This is a genomic window from Rhizobium sp. A22-96 (assembly GCF_053521805.1).
This window is the reverse complement of sequence record NZ_JBNWDQ010000003.1, coordinates 1064054-1082438: the sequence shown is the minus strand read 5'-3', so window position 1 is coordinate 1082438 and position 18385 is coordinate 1064054. Positions and strand designations below refer to the sequence as shown.

20 protein-coding genes are annotated in these 18385 nt (G+C 57.6%); 10 read left to right on the top strand and 10 right to left on the bottom strand.

Annotated features, from left to right (window positions below; genetic code table 11):
• Positions 1-69 precede the first annotated feature (69 nt).
• From ACQZ6F_RS18115 to ACQZ6F_RS18090, 6 genes are all read right to left on the bottom strand, one after another.
• Entirely contained in the window at positions 70-1575 is a 1506-nt protein-coding gene (locus tag ACQZ6F_RS18115; RefSeq protein WP_077471058.1) for an SPOR domain-containing protein, read from the bottom strand.
• Between the two features lie 116 nt (positions 1576-1691).
• On the bottom strand, positions 1692-2462 hold the full coding sequence (locus tag ACQZ6F_RS18110) for a hypothetical protein (RefSeq protein WP_449093167.1): 771 nt from the start codon (positions 2460-2462) through the stop codon (positions 1692-1694).
• 342 nt (positions 2463-2804) lie between these two features.
• The gene (locus ACQZ6F_RS18105) at positions 2805-3410 is read right to left on the bottom strand and encodes a transglutaminase-like cysteine peptidase (RefSeq protein WP_077471060.1); all 606 of its coding nucleotides are present in this window, start codon (positions 3408-3410) and stop codon (positions 2805-2807) included.
• 390 nt (positions 3411-3800) lie between these two features.
• The gene (gene pip, locus ACQZ6F_RS18100; RefSeq protein ID WP_449093687.1) at positions 3801-4763 is read right to left on the bottom strand and encodes a prolyl aminopeptidase; all 963 of its coding nucleotides are present in this window, start codon (positions 4761-4763) and stop codon (positions 3801-3803) included.
• Between the two features lie 73 nt (positions 4764-4836).
• Positions 4837-5466, bottom strand: a complete 630-nt coding sequence (locus tag ACQZ6F_RS18095; RefSeq protein WP_449093168.1) for a PilZ domain-containing protein — start codon at positions 5464-5466, stop codon at positions 4837-4839.
• An 84-nt stretch (positions 5467-5550) separates the two neighbouring features.
• The gene (locus ACQZ6F_RS18090) at positions 5551-6213 is read right to left on the bottom strand and encodes a PAS domain-containing protein (RefSeq protein ID WP_449093169.1); all 663 of its coding nucleotides are present in this window, start codon (positions 6211-6213) and stop codon (positions 5551-5553) included.
• Between the two features lie 319 nt (positions 6214-6532).
• Here ACQZ6F_RS18090 and ACQZ6F_RS18085 point away from each other — a divergent pair, with 319 nt between their 5' ends.
• Both ACQZ6F_RS18085 and ACQZ6F_RS18080 read left to right on the top strand, forming a co-directional pair.
• Positions 6533-7303: a rhomboid family intramembrane serine protease gene (locus ACQZ6F_RS18085; RefSeq protein WP_449093170.1), complete on the top strand. Its 771-nt coding sequence runs from the start codon at positions 6533-6535 to the stop codon at positions 7301-7303.
• Positions 7304-7471: 168 nt separating this feature from the next.
• Positions 7472-7906 carry a CBS domain-containing protein gene (locus tag ACQZ6F_RS18080; protein WP_068386828.1) on the top strand — a complete coding sequence of 145 codons (435 nt, stop codon included), beginning with the start codon at positions 7472-7474 and terminating at the stop codon, positions 7904-7906.
• A gap of 162 nt (positions 7907-8068) precedes the next feature.
• Here ACQZ6F_RS18080 and ACQZ6F_RS18075 read toward each other — a convergent pair whose 3' ends face one another.
• The 3 genes from ACQZ6F_RS18075 to folE form a co-directional block, all read right to left on the bottom strand.
• A complete protein-coding gene (locus ACQZ6F_RS18075) occupies positions 8069-9028 on the bottom strand; it encodes a patatin-like phospholipase family protein (RefSeq protein ID WP_449093171.1) in 960 nt (319 codons plus the stop codon).
• A gap of 106 nt (positions 9029-9134) precedes the next feature.
• Positions 9135-9584: a phosphoribosyl-AMP cyclohydrolase gene (gene hisI / locus ACQZ6F_RS18070; protein WP_077471064.1), complete on the bottom strand. Its 450-nt coding sequence runs from the start codon at positions 9582-9584 to the stop codon at positions 9135-9137.
• A gap of 25 nt (positions 9585-9609) precedes the next feature.
• Positions 9610-10221, bottom strand: coding sequence for a GTP cyclohydrolase I FolE (gene folE / locus ACQZ6F_RS18065; RefSeq protein WP_068386820.1), 612 nt, complete (start codon positions 10219-10221; stop codon positions 9610-9612).
• 290 nt (positions 10222-10511) lie between these two features.
• On the opposite strand from folE, the gene ACQZ6F_RS18060 reads away from it, so the two are divergent.
• The 6 genes from ACQZ6F_RS18060 to ACQZ6F_RS18035 all read left to right on the top strand — a co-directional run bounded on the left by ACQZ6F_RS18060 (position 10512) and on the right by ACQZ6F_RS18035 (position 15796).
• Positions 10512-10973: an iron-sulfur cluster assembly scaffold protein gene (locus ACQZ6F_RS18060; protein ID WP_077471066.1), complete on the top strand. Its 462-nt coding sequence runs from the start codon at positions 10512-10514 to the stop codon at positions 10971-10973.
• A 15-nt stretch (positions 10974-10988) separates the two neighbouring features.
• The gene (yidD, locus tag ACQZ6F_RS18055; protein ID WP_077471067.1) at positions 10989-11408 is read left to right on the top strand and encodes a membrane protein insertion efficiency factor YidD; all 420 of its coding nucleotides are present in this window, start codon (positions 10989-10991) and stop codon (positions 11406-11408) included.
• A gap of 4 nt (positions 11409-11412) precedes the next feature.
• Positions 11413-11958, top strand: coding sequence for a DUF1697 domain-containing protein (locus tag ACQZ6F_RS18050; RefSeq protein ID WP_449093172.1), 546 nt, complete (start codon positions 11413-11415; stop codon positions 11956-11958).
• Between the two features lie 63 nt (positions 11959-12021).
• Positions 12022-12648 (top strand): hypothetical protein, encoded by a 627-nt coding sequence (locus tag ACQZ6F_RS18045; RefSeq protein WP_449093173.1) that lies wholly within the window; start codon positions 12022-12024, stop codon positions 12646-12648.
• A gap of 172 nt (positions 12649-12820) precedes the next feature.
• Positions 12821-14812: a threonine--tRNA ligase gene (gene thrS / locus ACQZ6F_RS18040; RefSeq protein ID WP_449093174.1), complete on the top strand. Its 1992-nt coding sequence runs from the start codon at positions 12821-12823 to the stop codon at positions 14810-14812.
• Positions 14813-14956: 144 nt separating this feature from the next.
• Entirely contained in the window at positions 14957-15796 is an 840-nt protein-coding gene (locus ACQZ6F_RS18035; protein WP_068386807.1) for a lysophospholipid acyltransferase family protein, read from the top strand.
• A 60-nt stretch (positions 15797-15856) separates the two neighbouring features.
• Here ACQZ6F_RS18035 and ACQZ6F_RS18030 read toward each other — a convergent pair whose 3' ends face one another.
• Positions 15857-16978 (bottom strand): hypothetical protein, encoded by a 1122-nt coding sequence (locus ACQZ6F_RS18030; RefSeq protein WP_449093175.1) that lies wholly within the window; start codon positions 16976-16978, stop codon positions 15857-15859.
• 109 nt (positions 16979-17087) lie between these two features.
• Between ACQZ6F_RS18030 and ACQZ6F_RS18025 the strand changes: the two genes are divergently transcribed.
• Together ACQZ6F_RS18025 and ACQZ6F_RS18020 are read left to right on the top strand one after the other, a co-directional pair.
• The gene (locus ACQZ6F_RS18025) at positions 17088-17675 is read left to right on the top strand and encodes a nitroreductase family protein (RefSeq protein WP_449093176.1); all 588 of its coding nucleotides are present in this window, start codon (positions 17088-17090) and stop codon (positions 17673-17675) included.
• The gene (locus ACQZ6F_RS18020; RefSeq protein WP_449093688.1) at positions 17675-18280 is read left to right on the top strand and encodes a flavin reductase family protein; all 606 of its coding nucleotides are present in this window, start codon (positions 17675-17677) and stop codon (positions 18278-18280) included. The genes ACQZ6F_RS18025 and ACQZ6F_RS18020 overlap by 1 nt, the downstream gene beginning before the upstream one ends.
• The last annotated feature ends 105 nt before the right edge of the window (positions 18281-18385 follow it).

The following is an 18385-nucleotide window of genomic DNA, read 5'->3' as shown; positions in this document are numbered from 1 at the left end:
GGGTCAGGCATCCTCAATGGACACCGGACCAATTCTCAAACAATGCGGTGCAAAAACGCGGCCGCACCCTTATTCTGTACTTGCCCAGCACTTCACGCCGGCGCGCTTGAGAGCCTTGCAGGCGTTGATTGCCGCATTCTGATCTTCGAAGCCGCCGAAGCGCGCGCGATAGCCGCCATCGAAGGCGACAGTGTAAGGCTTGGCGGAGCGGAGCGCCTTGCCGCCCTTGTTTTTGGCTGCGTCGAGAAGATCGCTGGCGCCATCCTTGCTGGAGGAAATGCCGATCTGCACGACCCAGCCGGTGGGTTCGCGCTCGGCCTTGCCTGCCTTTGCAACCTTCTCCGTCTTTTCAGCCTTCTCGGCCCGCTGCAACTTCACGACCTTCGTATCGTCCTTGGATGTCGAAGCGGTCGTAACGGTATCGATCTCGTCCTCATCGGCACTGTCGGAAGCCGATATAGACGCAACTTCGTCAGAGGCAGGGCTCTGGACAGGCTTGGTCGTAAGCAGCGGATTGGTGGATCTTGGCGCTACTGCGGCAAATGCCGCGGCGCTGGAAGGTTGTTGCGTCTCGACTGCTTCCGCGGTCTCGTCGTTCTTGATCTTGCCACGGGTCACGTCACCAAAACGGGCGCTTGCGACCTGGACATTCGGTGACGTCGCCGGTGTATGCGCGATGACATCCGAAGCGATGTGCCTCGTCGAGGCTTCCGGCAGATATTGAGCGATCAGCTTGCGCATCTGATTGTCACGGGCCGGCGTCGAGGCACCCCCGAGGACGACGCCGACGATAGAGCGCCCATCAACCTTCACGGAGGTCGCAAGATTATATCCTGCGGCGCGCGTATAGCCCGTCTTGATGCCGTCGACACCGCGCACCGAACCGATCAGATGGTTATGCCCCGGGATAATCCGGTTGCCGAGGCGAAAGCTCGTCTCGGAAAAGAAGCCGTAATATTGCGGAAAATGTTCACGCAGGGCGATGCCGAGGCGTGCCTGATCGCGCGCCGTCGTCATCTGCGCCGTATTCGGCAGGCCGTTCGGATTGCGATAGGTGGTGCGTGTCATGCCGAGCGCACGCGCCTTGTCATTCATCATGCGGGCAAAGCCCTCTTCGGAGCCGCCGAGCATTTCGCCTAGCCCCATGGCGGCATCGTTGGCGGATTTGGTGACGATGCCGAGGATCGCCTCGCGGACCGTCACGGAGCGACCGGCGCCGATGCCGAGCTTGGTCGGTGCCTGGCCAGCGGCATTCCTGGAGAATACGACGGGTGTATCGAGAGTGATGCGGCCCGCTTCCAGCGCTTCGAAGGTCAGATAGACCGTCATCATCTTGGTCAGCGAGGCGGGATAGTGAAGCGTATCGGCGTTTTCACTGTAGAGAACATTGCCCGTATTGGCGTCGATGACAATGCCGGCATATTTCGAGCCGCTGGCAGCATCCGCCTCAAAACTTACGGTAATCGTCGCTGTTGCAAGCGAAAAACCGAGAAGCATTTTCGCCAGAATCTTGCCGGATTGAGACGACGATACGGGAAGGATTGTTCTGGACACTAAATCACTCTCTGCTTGCATTTACATTCTCGATGATCCGGCCGCCGCCTCCAGAAACGCCCGTTGGGTGGAGACTAAGGGCTTAGCGTTACCAATCGGTTTATGATGAACTTTTGGTTTCAGGTTTTTGCGCCATTTTAGCGACCATCAACAGCCGGCGCTGCGGGGCTGGCTGTATTCACCAGATGCGCCTTGATGAAGTCCTGCACGCTCGCATCCATGATCCGCCAGTCTCCAAGCTGGTTGCTGGAGAAACGATAGAGGACACTCAGGTCCTTGCCGACCTTGACGTCTCTCTGACAATCGCCGCTGGTTGCCTGGTCCGGCGATGGAGGCAGAATACAGCGTACCACGTAATCCGGCTGGTTAGGACGGGCAGCCGTCAGAAGCACTTCGTCATTGTAGCCGGCATCCGCACGCAGGCGATGCGCAGTCAGCCCGTAGGGGCCGGCATAGGCGTCGCCATCCATAATGTGCGAATAGATCGGCTCGAGCCGGCCGGACATGTCGCGCGACATCGTACTCTGGCTGAGCTGAAGGAAGATCAGGGAAGACGATTGTGAGATGTCATCGAATCGCAGGCGATCGGCTTCGGCATAGCCCTGCATTTGCGGCCAGGTGAGGTAGAGATCGACACGATCGGCTGCGCCATCGACCCGTTCGCTCGGGAAACGAATGGTGTTTGCCGTCAGGCGAAGCATATCCTCGCCGATCGTCACCGAAACAGGTCTCGTATCCGTCGTGTGGCCGGCCAGCGAAATCTTTTCGCCAAGCCAATGACCACCAACGGATATGCCGACGGTGAGGGCGGCCAGAACGGCGATGCCAGCCGTGAGCCGATAGACGAAGCCGCTTGATATCAGCGGCCGCTCTTCGATCATTGTGGCGGATGACGGAGAAGAAACCATGCCCTTGCCTTCATTTCCTTCCGCCCTGGAAACGATCCTCAACTCGATAAAGGATATATCCGCCGCGGCATCAGACTTTTGATGAGTCTTGTCGAGAAAATGATTGGCGCCTTGATGGTTAATGAAGCTTTAAAAATATGTCGGCAGACATTCTATTTCGGGTGCCTATCTGCACACCAATTGCCACTCGTCTTGAAATAGGCCGACAGTAACGAAAAGAGCCGTTCCCGGGACAGTGGGAACGGCTCAGAGGCACCGGCCTGGACAGAAGTCGGGGACAAGACCGGGCCTCTGATGTTGGTCACCGGCGCTAGGCCGCCGATGACCCTGTATCCTGCGGCTTTACTTCAAGCTGCCGACTGCGACGGCGCGACCGTCCTGTATCTTTACCCAGCGGGCCGGATCGTCAGCGGACTGGCGCTTGAGGAAGGTGTACTCGGTCTCCGACCAGAGCTTCACCTTGTTGCGCATGTTGTCGAGAACGAAGTCGCCGCGATCGGTGCGAACGGTCAGAACGGCATGGCCTTCGCCATTCGGCTGCAGCACGACGGTCATCAGGAGATCGGAGGGAGAGAAGCCTGCGTCGATCAACTGCTTGCGCTTCAGCAGCGCGAAATCCTCACAGTCGCCAGCAGTGGTCGGGATCGCCCACTTTTCCTCGACGCCATAGAGTTCCATGTCGGTCATCGGCTTGATCGTCGTGTTGACCGTGTAGTTGATCTTCAGGATCGTCTTCCAGTTATCCTGGTTGAGAATGATCGCTCCGGCATCGCCGCCGGCATAGGCGCATTCCCTAGGGTTCTGCTTGCAGAATTCGTAGTGACCGATCGGGGGAGCTGCGTCGCCGGTAATCGTCATGTTGGCAGGAGCAGCCTGCGCGAGGCCAAAGAAGCCGAGCGTGGCGAGTGCCAATGCGGCGCAGCCGCTGAGTACGAATTGAAAGTTCATGTCCCTGTCCCTTTTTTGTTGGGATCAGAATGACACTCATCATTTTATCTGACGCAAAATTACGTAGTCAAATTAAGGGCTTAATTGATTCAAATCCGGATCGAATTTTCATAAAACACGCAGAAAACTTGAAGCAATTTTTCGGCAAATTCGATTAAAATTTGAATGTTTCCGGTATCGGATCGTGGTCGTCGAAATGAAGTACCGCACTGTTTTGAAATGGTTTCCCGCCGATCGGATTCTTAACGGCAAGAGCGTCTCCAGGCTGGAATTCGTCCCAAAATGAAACATCGAATCTGCATGGCGGCTTCAATACGATGTCCAAAGGGGCTGAACAGGTGCGAAGCTGTGCCATTGCGAGAAAACGTGCTCAAAATATTTTTGAATATTTTATCGCTGGTTGAGCGTGCGAAGCGCATCGGTCACGCCGACGATGGCGATGGCCATATCCGAGGTTGCGAGCGAATGAGCGGCGCTGGGAACGATCACCAGCTTGGCTTCAGGCCATGCCTGCGACAATTCCCAGGCCGTAATGACGGGGGCCTCCAAATCGAGACGCCCCTGGATCATTGTGCATGGAATGCCGGCGAGCCGCTTGATGTCCCGCAAGATCTGCTCCTCCTCCAGCCAGGCCAGATGGTGAAAGTAATGCGCGATGATGCGTGCTCGCGCCGTTAGATAGCGTGGGTCGGACCAGCGCGCCGGCATGGTGGCACGAGGGTCGACTAGGATCGAGGCAGCCTCCCACTCATGCCAATCCTTTGCGGCCTTCATGTGGATTGCCGGATCCGGATTACACAGAAGGCGATAATAGGCCTCCACGAGATCGCCATCGCGATCCTGCACCGGCAAAGCCGCGCGAAAGCGCGCCCATTCCTCGGGAAAGAACCGGCCAAGGCCGCGATAGAGCCAGTCTATTTCCGATTGTCTCGTCATCGTGACACCGACAACGAGCAGAGATGCAACGCGATCCGGGTGGGTTTCGGCATAGAGGAGGGCAAGCGTGCAGCCCCATGAATTGCCGAATACGATCCAGCGCTCAACACCGAAGAGTTGCCTTAGCTGCTCGATATCGGCGACCGTATGCCATGTCGTATTGGCTGACATATCGATTTCGGGTTCGGATGCATGCGGTACGCTGTTGCCGCAGCCGCGCTGATCGAACTGGATGATTCTATAATGCTGCGGATCGAAATAGCGCCGTGTACTGGCGGAACTGCCGGAGCCTGGTCCGCCATGCAGCATGAGAACGGGCAGGCCTTCGGGATTTCCGGATTGCGTCCAGAAAACCCGCTGGCCGTCGCCGACATCCAGCAAGCCCTCATCATAAGAAACCAGGTCGGGATAGAGCATCTCGTCGTCACGCATCGAAGAGAAAGACAAGCGTCGCTATTTCAAGACGCTGCGTAACAAGAGCATGACAGTATCAGAGAAATTCGCGCAGGGTCTCGCGCGACTGCAGGGAGAGAAACTCGATTGCGACGCCTTCCATGAAGTGGCGGACGATGCGGCCACGCATGTTGCCAAGGCGGACCGCGGTGCCGATAGGCGGGCGAACTTCAAGATCGACTGCAGCCCCCGAAAGCGAAAGGTCCATGATGCGGCAGATATATTGCGTGCCGTCTTCAAGAGTAAGTTCGCTACTGGTGCTGCGCGGCGTCAGGCGATCGTGACGGCGATCTTCCGGCAGGCCGAGTTCATGCTTGTTGGCAAGCCACGTCAGCTGAGCTGCGAGCTTCTCGCGCTTCCGCTCGGTGGCGTTGATCGACATGCTGAAGCCGCGACCATCGACAGCAACAACATTGCCCTCAACACGGCCAAGATGATCGACATAAGCGATAACTCGCTCACCGGAGCATGGACGCCCCAAGCAGGTGACATACATGTCGCCGGGCGACATTTCTGTGACCAGGCACTCGTATTCCTCATAATTTGCCAGCATCAGGCGGCCCTGCATATTGATCGGAACCCGCTGAAAGGTCCGCTGATCGCCGCGCGCGCCATTGCCTGCAAATTGATTTGACCGAGTCGCATGGGCCGGCTGGAACAAATGCATGGAGAAGCTTCTTTAACCGATTGCGTCGACTGCAATATTTAGCCGAAACTTCTTAAGGTATGGTTGTCTTTCCCAAGGCATGACTTAGAGATGACGGCGAATTTTGTCTCGCGATGGTTCAATCTCGCCAGCATCTCGTGCAGCAACAGACCGATTTAGCTTCTTTCTCATCCACTCACCTAGGCCGATACTCTCCTGGGTTGGTAGAAGATCGCTCGGATCCGGATGGGGAGGCAAATCCAGGAGGCGGGCAGGGCGGTCGTAAAGGAGGCGGCTGCGATCGAGCGCCAGGAACTCGAGACGCTCGTTGCCGAGCCATGCCGAACGGGCAGCCGGCGTCAGACATCCCAGCAACCTGTCGGATGCGTTGTAGGAGGTTCGCAACGGCATCAGTACCAGTTCGAAGGTCATGCTGCGGCCGCTGATGCAATAACCCGTCGCGTTGATCAAGGCGGGAACGACATGTGTCATCACGCCAGCGGCGATGCGCACCGGGTCTTCCTGCTGGCTTCCGGCCCATAGTGCTGCAAAATTCTCTCCGCGAATCTCACGGCCCATGAGATTACAGATTGCCGTGCCGGCGAGGCGGAAACGTGGATTGTCGTCAGCAGTGTTCTCCAGGATAAACAGCTCAGGAAGAATATGGCTGACCGCCGATGGCTGTATCAGATTGCGCATGGGGGCATCCGTATCGCCACGGATCCGCTCCCAGTAGGTAAATAACTCGATGCTCGTTGCCTGGCGCATGATACGTCCGTGTCCCATTTTAGCTCAAATTCAAGGGCGTTCATCGCCCTCACATCAAGCCTTGCTAGTTTCGTGCCAGAGCCGGGCCGTTAGGGTTAATGAATGGTTTCGATTGCCTCGGGCGGCATCAAATGAAAGAAGCTTTTCATCACTTCACCAAGTGACCTTCAGCACGAACTTTCCGGGCGTGGGACAGGCTTTTCCAAGCCTATTCCGCAGAGAAGCGCCCGATGCGCCGCCCGGCATGACTGGGCGGCTTTTTTTTTGAGTTTTGCTGGGCTATGTGTCGGTCACATCTACAGAAAAGCAGAGCCAAGACATGGATGATGAACAGCTGCCGCGCCCAGAGCCGGAAGATCCACGGCCGCAGCAACGTGTTCCGGCTTTCAACCTGCCGCCGGTCATCCTCGCCAGCCTTGCTCTGCTGGTGATCGTCTTCGCGGTCATGAACATGCCGTCATGGTCGGACGACACATTGAACTGGATCTATTTCACCTTCAGCTTCATACCGGCACGGTACGCATTTTCGCTGTCGCAGCAGGGTCTCGAATGGCTTTGGACGCCGGTGACCTATTCGCTCTTGCATGGCGGCATCGAGCACATCGTTTTCAACAGCCTTTGGCTGATGGTCTTTGCAGCGCCGGTGGCTCGGCGCATCGGCACGTTGCGCTACGTGATTTTCTGGATTCTCTCGTCTGCCGCCTCCGCCTTCATGCATGCTGCCCTCTATTGGGGCGACCAGACATTGCTGATCGGCGCATCCGGTGTCGTCTCGGCGCTCATGGGCGCTGCCTGCCGTTTCGCCTTTCCGGCCATGGATGGCCGCCGGCGCTCCATGGGGCAAGCGCATCTGAACCTGCGCCTCACCATTCTCGCGTCACTGCGCAGTCGCACCGTCGTTGCCTATATCGTCATGTGGATTGCCGGTAATGCACTCGTTGCGTTTGGCATCACCCTTGCCGGTGACAGCTCGCAGCCAGTGGCCTGGGATGCCCATATCGGCGGCTTTCTCTTCGGATTTCTGCTGTTCGCGCTGTTTGATCGGCAACCAGTCACAGAAGTGCAGAAAGCCCCGCCGCTGGACGAATGAAGCTGTTGCTTTCTTGACGCCGCGGGCGCACCATTACCATCCGTCGGTCTTGGGATAGAGGAGATCGACTAGACCGACGGGCAGTGCGCCGGTTTGAGCTCCGGGGGTAGTTTCGGAACATATCGGACGCTTGAAGTGTTCACCATGCTTTCGAGATGGGAGGATCGAATGTCAGTTTCCGTAAAAGCCATACTTGATGCCAAAGGCCGCGACGTTGTTACCACCGGGGGTAACACCACCGTTGGCGAGGCCGCCAGGATACTCAACGAGAAGCGCATCGGCGCAATCGTCGTCGTTGGGGCAGGCGGCAAGATCTCGGGTATCTTTACCGAGCGAGATGTCGTCAATGCCGTTGCCAAGGATGGCGCGGAGTGCCTCGATAAGCCGATTGCATCGATGATGACGGCGAAGGTGCATCGCTGCAAGGAAGACACCACCACCGACGAATTGATGGAGCTGATGACATTGCGTCGCTTCCGCCACGTCCCTGTCGAGGAAAAGGGTAAGCTCAGCGGCATCATTTCGATCGGTGACGTCGTCAAATGGCGTATCCGCGAGATCGAACTCGAGGCCGAGCAGATCAAGGCCTATATTGCCGGGTGAGTAACGGCTCGCCGCTGGCGAAGCAATCGGCCCGGTGGGGTCGATTGCAACGACGAATGTGCCGAGCACAAAGCGAAGTACCGGAATTGCGCAGCATCAGTGGATGCCTTGCCGGTTTTTGGCGGATAGGCCCAATGGTCTGAAATTTTTCGACTTTACGCGCTACCGCGCATAGGCTTCCTGCATCCGGCGGATCTCGGTCAGTCTGGCCAGGGTTTCCTCGTAGCCGCGCTCGATCGCTTCACCTGCGCGATGAAACTCCGAAAGGCCGATGTCGCTCAGGCGCGGATGCAGCGCCAGGTCGGGTGGGTCTCCGGCCAGGCGCGCGCGGGCAATCCTGTCCTGGATAATGTTGAAGGCCTGCACCATGACGCCGGTCATGCCGAGTTTCGTGGCAGGCGCGTCTTCGCGGCGCAACAGGTCGCCATTTGGCGGGCCGACATTGTGTTTGATCACGGCGGATCGACCATAGAGATCGTAATGCAGGTTCACCCCGACCACGAGCGGCTGTTCATAGGTGCGGCACACAGAAACCGGTACGGGATTGACCAGCGCGCCATCGACCAGGGTTCGGCCGTTGGAGCGCACCGGCTCGAAAATGCCGGGCAGGGCGTATGACGCCCGGAGGGCCGTGATCAGGGAACCATTGGCAATCCAAACTTCGTGGCCGGTGTTCAGCTCCGCGGCAACGGCGACGAAAGGATGCTCGAGATCTTCGATCGAAAGCCCTTCGAGATGTTCCTGCATGCGCTTGGTCAACCGCATGCCGCCGAACAGGCCACTGCCGCCGATGGTCAGATCAAGAAGGCTTGCGATGCGGCGCATGGTCAGCGAACGGGCGAAAGCCTCCAGTTCGTCGAGCTTGCCGGCGAGATAGCAGCCGCCAACGAGGGCCCCGATCGATGTGCCGGCAATCATGCCGACAGCTATCCCGGCCTCATCCAGGGCGCGCAACACGCCGATATGCGCCCAGCCTCGCGCCGCACCGCCGCCGAGTGCCAGCGCGATCTTGACTTTCTTTGGGGGAGCGACGGTTGGAGGCGAATTGGATGTATCTTGCGAGGTGCTCAAACCGGTCGAGTTCTGTCCGCCGCTATGACGATTCAAACCCCAATTCAGCATTTGAAGTCTCCTCCGGAGCCTAATGTGCCCCCAGCAAAATACTGTCCCTTTTTCGTTTCCAAATCGTATATCGGTTGTAACTAATTAGCGCACTTCGCCAATAGGTCTAATGCTTGTAGACTTCGTCCGGATCGAAATGCAGGTGATCATCGACCACGCTCAGCATCGGCTTTCCGTCTTCCAGCTCGACAGTACGATAGAAACAGGACCGGCGTCCGGTGTGACAGGTGGCGTCATGCCCGGCGACGTCGACCTTCAGCCATATGGCGTCCTGATCGCAATCGGTACGGATTTCCTTCACCGTCTGCAGATTTCCGGATGTCTCGCCCTTCTTCCAGATTTTTCCGCGAGAACGGCTGAAATAGTGCGCCGTGCCGGTCTTGATCGTCAAGGCAAGCGCCTCGGCATTCATGTGTGCGACCATCAGCAGTTCGCCGTCATGCGCATCGGTTACGATTGCGGTGATCAAACCGCGATCGTCGAAACGGGGCGTGAAATCGCCGGCGTCTTCGAGCTCGGACTTGTCTTCGGAAGGCGCATTGAAAATCATATTCATTTCCGGCTCTTTCCTTGGAGCCCGGTTAGCGGCCCCGGACCATCGACATGAAACGTACTTGTTCAGCAGGGTCTGCCTTGAAAGCGCCGGTAAAGGTCGTGGTCAAAGTCGTCGCCCCCTGCTTCTGCACACCGCGCATGGCCATGCACATATGCTCGGCATCGATCATGACGGCAACGCCGCGTGGGCGGAGCGTATCGTCGATCGCATTGGCAATCTGCGCAGTCATGGCTTCCTGGGTCTGCAGCCTGCGGCCGAAGATTTCAATGACGCGTGCGATCTTCGACAGACCGAGCACGCGACCGTTCGGCAGATAAGCGACATGCGCCTTGCCGATGATCGGCACCATGTGATGTTCGCAATGCGAGAAGAATGGAATGTCGCGCACGAGGACGATATCGTCATAGCCGGCAACCTCCTCGAAGGTGCGGCCTAGTACATCCTCGGGGTTCTGATCGTAGCCGGCGAAAAGCTCGCGATAGGCCTTGGCGACACGAGCCGGCGTATCGAGTAGGCCTTCGCGCTGCGGATCGTCACCAGCCCAGCGAAGCAGAACGCGGACTGCGTCTTCGGCTTCCTTCTGCGACGGACGTTCGGATTCAACGACTTGCGGAAAATTCTTTACAATGGCGTCCATTACCTGTGGTTCTCCTACCCGCTTCGCGGATATCATCTGTCGGACTCGCCACTGGCATCCCCGAGATACGGAGATTGTGTACCTTTGGCGGGCTCCGGGGCGTTCTGGCTGGCGGACAAGCCTGCCGTCCTGCACGGTTTCCCATCAAACTTACAGAAGACCATTGCATTTCTATGGTCTTCGAACGACATACATATAGTATGGCATCGTTCCTGTGAAAGTGTCCTAAACGGACACGCTGTGTTTTTTATTACGCAACGCAACACAGGTGCATCGGAGCAAAATCGGTGATGGACGACATCTACAACAGCAAAATCCTGGAATTTGCCGGTAATATCGGCCTTATCGGCAGTCTTCCTGACGCCGATGCCAGTGCCCAGGCCCATTCCAGACTGTGCGGTTCTCGCGTAAAAATCTGGCTGAAAATGGACGGCGATGTGGTGACCGATTTTGCCCATGACGTCAAGGCCTGCGCGCTCGGCCAGGCGTCGTCTTCGATCATGGCCCGCCATGTCGTTGGAGCATCGGCGGAAGAATTGCGCCAGGCGCGCGAGGATATGCTCGCGATGCTCAAGGCTGATGGTGAGGGACCAAGCGGTCGCTTCGAGGACATGCGCTACTTGAAACCCGTCCGGGATTACAAGGCGCGTCACGCATCGACAATGCTGACATTCGATGCCGTTGTCGACGCGATCGGCCAGATCGAGGCGGAACGCCAGGGCGGAAACGCCAAAACGGCCGCAGCTGTCTGATCGAGGCTCAGTGCGATGTGTCAATTCTGTCTCATGCAGGACGACGATGAAGACGAGGGCGGCGCGGCGGCTCCGAAAAGCGCACGACGCAATGCGGAGCCACCCAACCGGATAAATCAATCACGCAACTATTCCGGCCCTTTCCGCAAGACGCCGGACCGCCTCTTCGGCATGGGCTTCATCCGCCTCTATCAGCTAACCTTGTCCGGCTTCATCGGCAATTCCTGCCGCCATATCCCGACCTGCTCGGAATATGGCTACGAGGCGATTGCCCGGCATGGTCTATGGGCCGGTGGCTGGATGACGCTGTTTCGGGTAGGGCGCTGCGGCCCCGGAGGCACAAGCGGGCTTGATCCGGTGCCCGATACATTGGAGAGCCGCTACCATTGGTGGGCGCCTTGGCGCTACTTCCGCCTCGGGCAGAAGGCCGCCTGACGACATGGCGATCTACGTCGCGCTGCTCTACAGCATCGTTCTCGGTCCGGGCCGCAGGGTTGTGATGGCCGATCTCAAGGCGATGGCGGAGGCGCTCGGCTTTCGCAACACCAGAACGCTTGTCGCAACTGGCAATCTGATTTTCGAAGGCGAGAGGCAGCCCATTGCCTCGATCGAGGCGAAGCTCGAAGCCGGCTTTGCCGCAACCTTCGGGAAACATGTCGATATCATCGTGCGCGACGCGGATACCTGGCTGAGGCTTGCAGAAGGCAATCCCTTTCTTGACGGGATCGGCAGCGAGGTCATCATTCGCGTCATGCGTCAGCCGCTTGAGCCTCAAGTCCTCGATATATTTGCCAGATATCGGCGGGACGAGCGCATCGCGATTGTCGATGGCGATCTCTGGATCGATTTCGGCCTCAAAGCCAGCGAGACGAAGCTGTTGTCGGCTCTGACGACAAAACGGCTTGGCATCGGAACGATGCGAAACTGGAACACCGTGCGTGGAATTCATGAAATGATTAGCCGCGCGAAAACAGCTCGCGTTTGATAAAAAAGCGGCGAGGTATACCCTTATTTTCATATTGATTGAGCAATAATCTCGGTCACAATTATGACGATGAACCTGGGTGGGAATGCGTTGAGTCAGGATATCTCAAAAGATCCTAAGCAGGAGCTGCAAGCAAAGATAGCGGCGGCCAACAGACGCGGTGAATTCCTCCTAATCGTATTGGGTACCGCATTCCTTGTCACGATCCTGGCTTGGGTGTTGTTCCATTACGAATTAAAGACCGCCTGTTACTTCCGCGACAATCCATTTCTCCGTGATCTGTGGCCGCCGAATGCTACCGCTTTGTCGCAAATGCAGAGCTTACCGTATTCCGAGGGGGATCAATGTACTTTCTTCGGTGTCAGGTCGATAGCGAGCCTAACCTTGCTCTTAGGTTTCACCACTCTTCTTACCTTTACCTTCAAGGCATTGGGGGGATTCAGAGTCAAGAAAGTACCCCTGATTTTTCCGGCTCTATTGATAGGTTTCGCTATATTTTTCATGTGGTTGGATAAGTTCGACAATTACTACGGCCCGCACGCTTGGCTTGGTTTCCACCCGAGTGATTCCATCAAAGCCGCAATCATTAAAAGTCTCCTCAGAATCTATTTCTACTACTGGTTGCTTTTCGTCTGGGTTGTTAGCCTCATTGGGTATTTTTTGGGGAAACAAGTTCCCAAGATTTCCTGATTTTGACACCAAAACCCCACTCGATTTCTACAGCCCTGAGACCCACTTTCCTTTACTAAATCATGAAAAGTCATTATCAGGCTGCGGTCGATCATCCGCAACTTGCGGATAATTGACCGCTTCCATAGAAACCACCCGCATTCGTTGGCGGGACTGGACAAGGAGAATATCGATGTCCCAATCCGTTTCCCTGACATTTCCCGATGGTTCCGTGCGCAGCTTCGCTGCCGGCACAACCGGTCGCGATGTCGCCGAATCCATTTCAAAGTCGCTGGCCAAGAAGTCGGTCGCCATTGCCATTGACGGCACCGTGCGTGATCTCTCGGATCCGGTAACTGACGGCAAGATCGAAATCATCACCCGCACGGACGATCGCGCGCTGGAGCTCATCCGGCATGACGCGGCACACGTTATGGCGGAAGCGGTTCAGGAACTGTGGCCCGGCACGCAGGTGACGATCGGTCCGGTCATCGAGAACGGTTTCTACTACGATTTTGCCAAGAACGAGCCCTTCACGCCCGATGATCTTCCGGTCATCGAGAAGAAGATGCGCGAGATCATCCAGCGCAATGCTCCGTTCACCAAGCAGATTTGGTCGCGCGAGAAGGCAAAGGAAGTCTTTGCAGCCAAGGGCGAGCGCTACAAGGTGGAGCTGGTCGATGCGATCCCTGAAGGTCAGGATCTGAAGATCTACTATCAGGGCGATTGGTTCGACCTCTGCCGTGGTCCGCATATGGCGTCCACCGGCCAGATCGGCACGGCGTTCAAGCTGATGAAGGTGGCCGGTGCCTATTGGCGTGGCGACAGCAACAATCCGATGCTGACCCGCATCTACGGCACGGCATTCGCCGAGCAGGCCGATCTCGACAATTATCTGCACATCCTTGCAGAGGCCGAGAAGCGTGATCATCGTCGCCTTGGCCGCGAAATGGACCTGTTCCATTTCCAGGAAGAAGGCCCAGGCGTCGTCTTCTGGCACGGCAAGGGCTGGCGCATGTTCCAGACGCTCGTTTCCTATATGCGCCGGCGGCTGCAGGGCGACTATCAGGAAGTCAACGCACCGCAGGTGCTCGACAAGTCGCTCTGGGAAACCTCCGGTCACTGGGGCTGGTATCGCGACAACATGTTCAAGGTCACCGTCGCCGGCGACGATACGGATGATGATCGCGTCTTCGCGCTGAAGCCGATGAACTGCCCAGGCCATATCCAGATCTTCAAGCATGGCTTGAAGTCTTACCGCGAACTGCCGATCCGCCTTGCGGAATTCGGCGCAGTACATCGCTACGAGCCCTCAGGCGCATTGCATGGCCTGATGCGCGTGCGCGGCTTCACGCAGGACGACGCTCACATCTTCTGCACCGACGAGCAGATGGCCGCCGAGTGCCTGAAGATCAATGACCTTATCCTGTCGGTCTATGAGGATTTCGGCTTCAAGGAAATCGTCGTCAAGCTGTCGACCCGTCCGGAAAAGCGCGTCGGCTCCGACGCGCTCTGGGACCGCGCCGAAAGCGTGATGATGGATGTGCTGAAGACCATCGAGGCGCAGTCCGAAGGCCGCATCAAGACCGGCATTCTGCCGGGCGAGGGTGCGTTCTACGGTCCGAAGTTCGAATATACGCTGAAGGACGCTATCGGCCGCGAATGGCAGTGCGGCACCACACAGGTCGACTTCAACCTGCCGGAACGCTTCGGTGCCTTCTACATTGACCAGCATTCGGAGAAGACCCAGCCGGTCATGATCCATCGCGCCATCTGCGGCTCGATGGAACGTTTCCTTGGCATTCTGATCGAGAACTTCGCCGGTCACATGCCGCTTTGGGTTTCGCCGCTTCAGGTCGTCGTGGCGACGATCACGTCGGAGGCGGATGCCTATGGCGAAGAAGTTGCCGAAGCGCTACGCGACGCCGGCCTCGACGTGGAGACCGACTTCCGCAACGAGAAGATCAACTACAAGGTCCGCGAACATTCGGTGACGAAGGTTCCCGTGATCATCGTCTGCGGCAAGAAGGAAGCCGAAGAGCGCTCGGTCAACATCCGCCGTCTCGGCAGCCAGGTTCAGACGGCTATGTCACTTGATGAAGCCATCGCATCGCTTACTCTCGAGGCCACGGCGCCGGATATTCTGCGCAAGCGGGAAGCACGGCGCGCCAAGGCCGCTGCTTAACGGCAAAATGATACCTGACGGCACTTTAAGGGTGCCGTCAGACAACTGACATAAATCTTTCATATAGTTTATAAATCAAAGCGTTGCTGCGGCCGCTGTACATCGCGCAGCTGAACGATAGGAGCGGGGCAGCCCGTCGCGCATTTGGATTTCAAAGAATTATCCTACGCCAATGAACGGGACCCGCGCATCAAGCGCTGGTTCATCCGCTCCATCGAAGGCCTGTCCGGCCGCGATCGTTATGCCCGACTTTATGATATCTGGCGTAGCGATATCGTCGGCAAGAGCGAGCGCGTCTTCGGTAAGATGCTCGATCTCATCGACGTGCGCCTGCTTGCCAAGGGCGAATGGCCTCCGGTCCAAATTCCCGACGCGCCGATCGTCATTGTCGCCAATCATCCCTTTGGCATCGGCGACGGGATCGCCGTCCTGGCGCTTGCCGAGCAGCTCGGCCGTCCGTTCAAGGTCCTGATCAACAACGAGTTGTTGAAGGTGCCGGAGATGCATGATTATTCGCTGCCCGTTTCCTTCGAGGAAACCAAGGAAGCGATGGCGATCAACATGAAGACGCGTCATGAAGCCGTTCGTCTGCTCAAGGAAGGCACGACGATCATCATCTTTCCCGCTGGCGGCGTCGCCACTGCGAAGAAGGGTTTTGGCCGCGCCGAAGACCTGCCGTGGAAGATATTTCCGGCTAAGCTGATCCAGGCGGCGCGCGCCAGCGTCATACCGGTCTATTTCGAAGGGCAAAACGGCCGGCTGTTTCATCTGGCGAGCCGCCTTTCGATGACGCTGCGCCTCTCATTGTTGATCCGCGAATTCCGGCGTCTGTCAGGAAGCACGATCACAGCGCATGTCGGTGCCCTGATGAGCTGGGAAGCGCTGAGCGAAGGAAGCGACCGCAAGGATATGCTCTCGAAGCTATACGGTGCCGTATTTTCGATGGCGCCACCGAGAAGGATGCTGCGGCGAAAGGCTGTCTGAGGGGCGAGATACTTCTGCCTGCTTTTGCGCTTCGATGGCGTAAAAGCAGCACTCAAGGCCTCAATCCATGCTTTCGCCTTCGTCGCCTCCGGCGGGTACCAGTTGCTCATATGTCGGCAATGGTTGTTGGGTGGAGGTCGCCGGTTGCGTCTGGGGGCTTTGGGTCTGGCGCATCTGCGGCATCTGGATCGGGAGCTGCTGGGCCGGTTGCTGGTCGTCGACTTCCTGCGGCTGCTGTTCCTTCATCAGCACTTCCACATCGGTGTTGGTGCCCGCAACGACGGTAAAGTCCCGCTGGTAGATCTTGTCCTTGTTGCGCGCCACCGCTGTGTAACGGCCCTCGGCAAGCACCATGGTCGGGAAAGCGCTCAGGCTTTCCCCGACGATATCGCCGGCGGAGGTCAGGATCGACCAGGCAGTATCGGCAATCGCTTCGCCGCCGGCGTCAGACACCAGCTTGAGCGTGATCTTTGCCGCCCGGTGCTGGATGGTCGCCTCCGTCACCTTGCCGGCTTCAACCTGAATATCGGCGCGTATGACTGCGTTGACGCTGCCATACTCCGAAACGATGTGGTAGGTGCCTGCGCTCAGGCCCACCAGCGTGTTCGGCTTGACGTCGGCCATGACAAGGCCGCGTTCGCCATCTTCCTTGGCCTCGCTGGAATAGATCGAGAAACTCAACTCTTTTGGCGGAATGCGGACATCGGATCCGGAAACGGCGTTCAGCACCATGCCGCCGGCATCAAGAACCATGGTTTGTTTCTGGGTATCGCCCGTTTCCGAGACGCTTAACTTCTTGGTCACGCCAGCGCGGCCGAAGGAGACATTGACGAAGTAGTCACCGGGCAGAAGATGGAAGGCGGCCGAGCCACCCTTCGAGCTTGCCACCAGCGGCAGCTTGCCGTCGGCGCCGGCAATCGGGCTGAAGACATACCAGGACAGGCCTTGCTGTTGCGGGCCGCTCTGCGGGGTCAGCTTCGCTTCAAGCCAAACGTCACGCAATGTGCGGGAGGGCGAATTTTCGCCGCCGGGCGCTACAAATGCGTTGAGCTTCGGCATCTTCACGCTGCCATCGAGCTGCTTGAACTCCTTGAAAGCCTCCTGCGCGGATGCGGTGCTATTGAGGCTCAGCAGGACGGCAAAAGCCGCGCTCAATCGGCGAGCGGATGAAATGCCTGACATGGGTTCCGAACCGATTGACTTCCGATAAAACACACGCCACTTCAAAACCAATGCGGTGGCAAATTCAAGACCCACATCCTCGTATCCGTAAAATGAGAGCAATCACTCAATGAAAACCGACATCAAGCTGATCGATTATCTCGCCGTGCGACGATCTATCCCTGCATTTCAAATGGCAGAGCCAGGTCCGGAAAAGGTCGAGATCGAGGAGATCATCCGATTGGCCTCGCGCGTGCCGGATCACGGCAAGATCGCCCCTTGGCGCTTCATCGTCTATCGCGGCGAGGAGCGTGCGCGCATCGGCGAAGAGCTGTTGAAGCTTGCATTGGAAGCCAAGCCTGATCTGTCGGAAGAAATGATCCAGGTGGAGCGCACCCGCTTCACGCGTGCGCCTGTCGTTATCGCCGTCGTCAGCAAGGCGGCGCCGCATGTCAAGATCCCGGAATGGGAGCAATTGATGTCGGCAGGCGCACTTTGCCTGAACCTGCTGATTTCGGCCAATGCTCATGGCTGGGTATCCAACTGGCTGACGGAATGGTTTGCCTATGACGAGCGCGCCTATCCGCTGCTCGGCGTCGCCCCGGGCGAGAAGGTCGCAGGCTTCATCCATATCGGCTCCTCGAGCTTCCCACCCGTCGAGCGTCCGCGTCCGGAATTGTCGGAAACGGTGACATGGGTCGGTGGCGGGGACGCCTGATGTTCTACACGACGGATACCAATCGTCACGGTCTGGCACGCGACCCCTTCAAGGCCATCGTCGCGCCAAGGCCGATTGGCTGGATCGGAAGCAAGGGCAGGGACGGTTCGCTGAACCTGTCTCCCTATTCTTTTTTCAATGCGGTCAGCGACCAGCCGAAGCTGGTGATGTTTTCGTCCGCCGGACGCAAGGACAGTGTTCGTAATGTCGAGGAGACCGGCGTGTTTACGGCCAACCTCGTCAGCCGCAACATCGCTGAAAAGATGAACCAATCATCCATCGCCGTACCCTATGGCGTCAACGAGTTCGAATTGGCCGGGCTGACTGCAAGGCAGGGCGAATTGGTCGATGCGCCCTATGTCGGTGAGGCCTTTGCGGTGCTGGAGTGCCGCGTCACCGAAATTCTGGAGCCGAAAGGTCTGGATGGCGAGGCTTCGGAAAACATCATGGTTATCGGCCAGGTCGTTGGCATCCATATTGATGAAACGATCATTCGCGATGGAAGGCTCGATATGGCGCTGGCAAGGCCGATCGCGCGCATGGGCTATATGGATTATAGCGAAGGCAGCGACGTCTTCGAAATGATACGCCCCAAGGCACCCTGACACATATCGCGCTCATTTTTCTTGGTTAATGAACAAGGTAAACGCCCCGTAAACCTTTGCCCGCTAAGGTTGGGAGCATGAGTTCGCGGGGCGGGAATCGCCTCG